At 70.8% G+C, this 6,863-nt stretch carries 5 protein-coding genes and 2 pseudogenes; 4 read left to right on the forward strand and 3 right to left on the reverse strand.

Features of this window, described 5'->3' with window-relative positions; genetic code table 11:
* Positions 1-93: pseudogene (locus ACWEN3_RS37830) on the forward strand (glycerophosphodiester phosphodiesterase); the annotation flags it as partial.
* A gap of 1 nt (position 94) precedes the next feature.
* Here ACWEN3_RS37830 and ACWEN3_RS37835 read toward each other — a convergent pair.
* Positions 95-556: pseudogene (locus ACWEN3_RS37835) on the reverse strand (GNAT family N-acetyltransferase); the annotation flags it as partial.
* Between the two features lie 211 nt (positions 557-767).
* Between ACWEN3_RS37835 and ACWEN3_RS37840 the strand changes: the two are divergent.
* Positions 768-1,565 carry a hypothetical protein gene (locus tag ACWEN3_RS37840; protein ID WP_452980684.1) on the forward strand — a complete coding sequence of 266 codons (798 nt, stop codon included), beginning with the start codon at positions 768-770 and terminating at the stop codon, positions 1,563-1,565.
* A gap of 136 nt (positions 1,566-1,701) precedes the next feature.
* Here ACWEN3_RS37840 and ACWEN3_RS37845 read toward each other — a convergent pair whose 3' ends face one another.
* Both ACWEN3_RS37845 and ACWEN3_RS37850 read right to left on the reverse strand, forming a co-directional pair.
* Positions 1,702-2,742 carry a PP2C family protein-serine/threonine phosphatase gene (locus ACWEN3_RS37845; RefSeq protein WP_452980693.1) on the reverse strand — a complete coding sequence of 347 codons (1,041 nt, stop codon included), beginning with the start codon at positions 2,740-2,742 and terminating at the stop codon, positions 1,702-1,704.
* Between the two features lie 311 nt (positions 2,743-3,053).
* Positions 3,054-5,069 carry a HelD family protein gene (locus ACWEN3_RS37850; protein WP_452980696.1) on the reverse strand — a complete coding sequence of 672 codons (2,016 nt, stop codon included), beginning with the start codon at positions 5,067-5,069 and terminating at the stop codon, positions 3,054-3,056.
* 345 nt (positions 5,070-5,414) lie between these two features.
* Here ACWEN3_RS37850 and ACWEN3_RS37855 point away from each other — a divergent pair, with 345 nt between their 5' ends.
* Both ACWEN3_RS37855 and ACWEN3_RS37860 read left to right on the forward strand, forming a co-directional pair.
* A complete protein-coding gene (locus ACWEN3_RS37855; RefSeq protein WP_452980687.1) occupies positions 5,415-6,356 on the forward strand; it encodes an ABC transporter ATP-binding protein in 942 nt (313 codons plus the stop codon).
* On the forward strand, positions 6,353-6,863 hold a 511-nt coding region (locus ACWEN3_RS37860; protein ID WP_452980690.1), incomplete at its 3' end, for an ABC transporter permease. The genes ACWEN3_RS37855 and ACWEN3_RS37860, both read left to right, overlap by 4 nt.

A 6,863-nucleotide genomic window follows, 5' to 3' on the forward strand; every position in this document is an offset into this window, starting at 1 on the left:
AGCTGGCTGGACCGCAAGCACCTGGGGCGGCTGGTCGTGCAGAGCTTCAGCGCCGACAGCGTGCGGACCGTCCACGAGCTGAAGCCCGCGATCACTGCCATCCGACGGCGGCCTCGACCTCGTCGCGGATGATGCGGTCCAGGGCCCGCAGCGGGCCCTCCTCCGCCTCACCAGCGGGCACGATCGTCACGCCCGCCGGGGGCCGCACCGAGCCGAGCCCGGTGACCTGCGGATCGGTGGGCACGCGATAGCCCCACTCGCGGCGCGCGACGGCGAAGCCGACCCGCTCCCAGGCGGACCTCGAGTCGTGGTCGGCCTCGTCGACGACGGTGTACAGCGGTGTCGGCAGGTCCGCCAGCATCGCATCGGCGATGCGGTCGAAGGCCGCGCCGTGCCACGCGTCGACGCTGACGAAGAGCCGCCCGTCGGGTCGGCGCGAAGCGTCGCCCCGGCCGATCGTCTGGTCGTCCTCCACGCCATGCCACTGCGTGTCCGAGACCCGCGTGACCACGACCGCCTGGTCGCTCGTACCCGAAGGGGAATGTACAGAATTCATAGGTGTTGCCTCTCAGGAGTGCCTTGTCTCAGGCGCTCCCGGCGACACCTACGTCAATCGCCACCGTGACGAAAAAGGGGGAGCACCCACATGGATACAGCGTTCATGGGTCTCACCTCCTCGCGTTCTCTCACGGCTGCCCAGACGGTACCAGCGGGCGTCGGTCGGCCCAACCCATTTATTGTCAGTGCCATTTGCTTCACTGTCCGTCATGGAGCTCACGCAAGCGACTGTCAATGACCTGCTGGCCCAACTCGGCTCACGGAACGGCTACATGTACCTGCCCGGCGACCTCGCCCCACAGGACCTGACCGACCTGCTCAGCGGCAGGTACGGCGCCCCGCGCACCCTGGTCCTCGACGGCTTCACCGATCCGACGGTCGACGACTCCGGGGGTGCGGGTCTCCTCGTTCCCTTCGAGGACCGGGCCGTGACGGTACGGGCGTGGGCGTACGGGGATCAGTGGATCGGCACGGGCACGGCGCGGGACGCCGAGGGGGTCACGCGGCCGGTGCTGGCGGTCGCTCACCGGGACGTGCCGGAACCCTTGGCGGTCGCTGCGGGCGAGGACGTCGACTGGGTGGACCGGCTGATACGGATCACCGGCTGGACACAGCCTGCCCGGCGCCCGGACGTGGACTGGGCGGAGGTGGAGTCGGGCCTGGGCACCGCGCTGCCGAGCGACTACAAGCGCATGGTCGAGACGTTCGGTGAAGGCTCCTTCGACGGATATCTGGACCTGAACCAGGAGCCGGGGACGCATCTCGGACAGGACGGCCTGCTCATCTGGGCGGGCACTGAGCACGAGGACCTGTACTGCTGGAGGTCCGACGGCGACGACCCCGACCGGTGGCCCGTCGTGGTCCGGTCCTTCGACGGCAAGGACCTCGTCTTCGAGCGCCGGACCGCGGAGTTCGTCTGCCGCATCCTCGTCGACCCGCACCACCCGTACACGATGGCCCGCTATTTCGACACCCACTGGTTCATGAACTACCGGGAAGCCGACTGACCGGCCCACGCCGTGTGCCGGCCGGTCACTCACTGTGCGCCCGCAGGACGAGACGACCGCCGAATGTGGCGAGGAGCCGGTCGGGCCGATCGGTGGGTGCGTCGGGCTGCTCGGGCGTTGCCGGGGTGTCGGCCGTTCAGTCCGCACCTGCCGTCGACCTGTCGCTGACGCGGACCGCGAGGGCCGCGATGTCATCGTCGAGCCCACCGCCGGAGTGGCGGAGGAGATCTCGATGAAGCGTGTCGAGCAGTGACCTGGGCCCAGTAGGGGTCTGCTGCCGCATCCACTCCTGCAGGGGAAAGAATTCCCCGCTGCCGTTGCGGCTCTCGATGACGCCGTCCGTGTAGAAAAGCAGCTGATCGCCGGGGGAGCAGGTGATCGTGTCGATGGTGTAGTCGGAGCCGAGGAGCGTCGCGAGGTTGAGAAGCGGCGAGGTCGCCGTGGGCTCCAGCACCTGGAGCTTGCCGCGATGCATGAGCAGTGGGGGCGGATGCCCGCAGTTGAGGAGCTTGATCTGGCCGCCACCGTGTGAGAACTCGGCGAGCACCACGGTGATGAACTGCTCCAACACGTCTCCGGAGGGAAACGTGCAGCTGTGCCGGGTGCTGCTGACGTCCAGGCGGCGGATGACGCCCTCCAGGCTCGGCTCGTCGTAGGCGGCTTCCCGGAAGCAGTTGACCACTGTCGCGGCGGCGCCCACTGCGGGCAGACCCTTGCCCCGCACATCGCCGATGATCAGTCGCACTCCGTACGGCGTGGTGACGGCTTCGTAGAAGTCCCCTCCGATGCGGGCCTGCGCGGCGGCCGCAACGTACATCGACTCGACCTCGATGCAACGGAGCCGGTGCGGCAGAGGGCGCAGGAGCACTGTCTGCGCCGCGTCGGCGACGAGGCGTAGCTGGATGAAGGCCTGTTCCCGCTGGATCCGGACACGGCACGCGTACGCGGCAGCCACCGTGACAGCGGCGATGGCACCCACGGAGAACCAGGTGCCCAGATCGGGGTAGACAAGGCTCAACCCGATCATGATCACGACACAAACCGCGCCCAGCAAAACGGTGGGCAGCACGGGCCAGATAGAGGCGGCGAGGGCAGGTGCGGCGGTCAAGAGGCGACTGAATGCGATCCTTCTCGGAGTGGAGAACGCCAGGCACGTGACGACCACGGTCAAGATCACCGGCGAGAGCAGGGCGAAACTCCACCGTCGGCGGAGAGCGCGAGAAATCCGCATCCACCCAGTCCAGATCATGAACCACAGCATATCGGCATATGCCGGACTTCCAGGCTTGGCCGCGGTGCGGGACGCGACCCGGATGGAGCCGACCATCGAGGCCGCGCCGTCCCGCCCCCTTCACCTGAGGGCTCGCCGCGCTCGCACCGGTACCGACAGTTACCCGCAACCGCTGCCGCACCGCGCACGCCGTGGCAGCCGTTCACCGAAATCGAACACGAGAGCGGCTCCGACCACAGCCCCCCACGTCACAAGCGTCAAGTGTCGATCGTGCACAGCCTCTTGGTGGCCCGCGTAAGGGCGACGTACAGGTCCCGCTCCCCGCCGGCGCGGGCCGTGGTGATCTCTGTCGGGCCGGCGACGATCACGCCGTCGAACTCCAGGCCACGGGCCTCCGAGGCCGGCACCAGGCGTGCCCACCGGGTGATCCCGGCGGACGCCATGTCACTCACCCTGGTGTCCGCGCAGATGACGGCGAGGAGTTCGCCCGGGTGCGCCTCGGCCTGGGTGCGGGCCTCCTCGGTGACGGCGGCGACGAGCGTCCCGGGGGATGCGCCCAGGGTGCGGGGCTCGTCGCCGTGGCGGATCGACCGGGTCGGCGTCCGGCCGGGGGCGATCCTCGTGAGGAGGTCGTGGGTGGTCGCCAGGATCTCCTCGGTGGTGCGATAGCTGACGGTCAGCGTATGCAGGGTGAACCGGGTGCCGAAGTGCGGGCCCAGGGCCTCGGGCCAGTCGCGGGCCGTGGTCGCGGGACCGGCCTGGGCGAAGTCGCCCACCAGCGTCATCGACCGGGCCGGGCACCGGCGCAGGACCATGCGCCACTGCATGGCGGTGAGCTCCTGGGCCTCGTCGACGACGACGTGCCCGAACGTCCGTTCCGGTGGCCCGTCCACGAGAGCGGCCGCCTCGTCCAGCAGCGGTATGTCGGCGTCGGTCCACGGGGAGTCGTGAGCACGCAGCAGCAGAGCACGTTCCTCGCTGCTCAGCGAGGGCAGCCGGGCGCGCAGCGTGCGGGCGTCGGCCAGGAGGGACCGTACGACGGACTCGGGGGTCAGCCGTGGCCAGAGCGCGTCCACGGCGCGGTCCACATGGGCGTCGTCGGCGAGGTCCGACCGGAGGGCCTGCGCATCGAACTCCTGGCCCGGGTCGCCCGCCGCCGTGCCGTCCAGTCCGAGGGACCGGAGGCCGGCCGCGGCCACGGCGTCGAGGTTCAGGCCCGTGGCCCGTGCGACCTCGGCGTCGATGTGCTCAAGGGTCTCGGCGGTGCCACGTTCCACCGCGTCCGTGACCGCGTCGATCAGCCACTCCTTGAACACCTCCCGCGCGCGGTTGTGCGGCAGACCGCTCGCGAGGGCCGTATTCCGTGCCTCCGCGACATCCGCGCTCTCCAGGCGGGTCCAGTCCTGCCCGACGCGCACGGTGAAGTCCCCGTCCGGCGCCTGCCGGGAGCGCACCAGGGCCGCGAGCGCCTCGGCCACCACGGCGCTCCCCTTGACCCGCGCCGCGCCGGAGGTCGCCACGGCGGCGGACGCGACTCCGGCCAGCTCGGCGCACGTCGCCAGGAGCACGTCGTTCTCCCCGAGCGAGGGCAGCACCTGGGAGACGTAGTCCAGGAACCGCGTGTTCGGCCCGAGCACCAGGACGCCGCGCTCGGCGGCACGTGGGAACGCGTACAGCACATACGCCGCCCGGTGCAGCGCGACGACGGTCTTGCCGGTGCCGGGGCCGCCCTGGACCACCGTCACCCCACGATGCGGGGAACGGACGATCGCGTCCTGCTCCGCCTGGAGCGTCGCCACCGCCGCGCGCATCCGCCCGGTGCGCCGTCCCTCCAGGGCCTGCATCAAGGGGCCGTCGCCGACCACGTCGCCGGCAGCGGGGGCGGAGCCGTCCAGCAGTTCGTCGCTCACGGCGCGCACCACGCGGTCTTCGACGCGCAGGTGCCGGCGCCGGCGCAGGCCCAGGGGATGGACGGCCGTCGCCGCGTAGAAGGGCCGTGCCGCTTCCGCACGCCAGTCGACCAGCAGCGGCAGCTCGCGGTCCTCCACGTGCAGGCCGAGACGGCCGACGTGCAGAGCCGTGCCGTCCGCGCCGTCGATACGGCCGAACGCCAGCCCCTCCTCGGCCCCGTCGAGCCGTCGTAGCTGCCGTGACAGGTGCTCGGCGGCGACGTCGCGCGCGTACACCTCGCCCGCGCTGCCGGCGGGTGTCCGCAGCACGTCCGTCAGCTGCGCCCGCGCATCGGCGAGCCGTTCGTCCAGCAGCTCGTACATGGCGGACACATGGGCCTGCTCCAGCGCGATCTGATCCACGGTGTCCTCGTTGACCGGCGACAACAGACAGCCTCCTCCCGGTTCGACCCTCCACTATGAGGCCCGATTTGCGTGAAGGTAAGGCTTGACTTACCCGCCCGCGTCGGCCCTCCGGACATCTCCGGTCGAGCCGATGGCCGATTTCCCCCCTGCTCAGGCGGCGTGTCGGCCTGGACATCACGGACGAAGCGGGCGGAAGCGCTTTCGATGTTGGTCGCTGCCCGTTCCCGGAACGTTCAACTCGTTTCACTGTGCAGGTTCTTGGTCGCCCGCCTACGGTCCATGACGGTTCGAAGGAGGGGGTTCATGGAGACAGTCCTCGCTGTCCGGGCGCGCGGGATCACGAAGTGCTTCGGCGACGTCGTCGCTCTCGACGGCATCGACCTGGACGTGACGCAGGGTCAGATCCATGGTCTGGTCGGGCCGAACGGCGCCGGGAAGACGACGTTGCTCGGGCTCCTGCTGGGCCTGGCCGTCGCCGACGGCGGCACGCTCGAGATCCTGGGCACGCCGGTCGGGCGGGCGCTCGCCGCTCCCGACGGCGTCTCCGGCTTCGTGGACGGGCCCGGCCTCTACCCCTCGCTCACCGCCAGGCAGAACCTGGCCGCGCTGGCCGCCCTCCGTGGCCGGGACGCGCGGACGGCCGGGATCGACGAGGTGCTCCGGGAGGTCGGGCTCACCGATGTCTCCGACGACCGGGTGCGCGGCTTCTCCCTCGGCATGCGTCAGCGGCTGGGGCTCGCCGCCGCCCTGCTCACCAGACCCCGGCTGCTCGTGCTCGACGAACCCGCCAACGGCCTCGACCCGGCGGGCAAGAGACAGGTGCACCGTGTCCTCACCCGGCTCGCGGCGGACGGCACCGCCGTCGTGGTGTCCAGCCACCGCATGGACGACCTCGAGGCGCTGTGCTCCGAGGTCACCATCCTCGCCACCGGGCGGATCGTCTTCACCGGCCCGCTGAGCAAGCTGGCCGCCGAGAACCGTGAACTCGACTACCGGTTGCTCACCTCCGACCCGCGGGCCGCGCGCGGGCTGGCCGCCGACACGGCCGGCGTCCGGGTCGTCGACAACACCGCGGCGAGGCGTGACGCCGACCTGCTCGTCGTACGCGCACTGGTGCCGGCTCTCGACGAACTGGTGGTGAGGCTGGTGCGGTCCGGCGTCGCGGTACGTGAACTCGCGCCCGTGGTGTCGCCGTTGGAGACCGCGTTCCTCGCCCTCACCGAGCAGCAGGAGGCCGGCCGGTGACCGCGACACTCGTCGAGGCCGACGTCGCCGGCGCCCAGCGCGTCTCCGTTACGCGCGGCTACCGCTTCGAACTGGTCAAGCTGGTCTCGCAGTGGCGGATCCGGCTGCTGGTCCTCGCCTGCTGGATCGCGCCGGCGCTCTTCGTCGCCGGGGTGAGTCAGCAGAGCACGCTCCCCTCCGACACTCTGTTCGGCCGCTGGATGCACGCCACGGGGTGGGCCGGACCGCTGGTGATGCTCGGTTTCGCGGGCACGTGGGCGCTGCCGTTGCTGACCTCGGTGGTCGCGGGCGATGTGTTCGCCTCCGAGGACCGGCTCGGCACCTGGCGCCATCTGCTCGTGGTCGTACGCTCCACCCGGCGGATCTTCGTGGCGAAGGCGCTGGCCATCCTCACCGTGATCCTGCTCCTCGTGGCCGGGCTGGCCTGTTCCAGCGCGGTCGGCGGGCTCCACCTCCTCCGAAGCGGTGGATGCCTGGAAGCCGGGCCAGGAGCCGTGCGACCAGCTC

This window comes from Streptomyces sp. NPDC004561, from assembly GCF_053602155.1.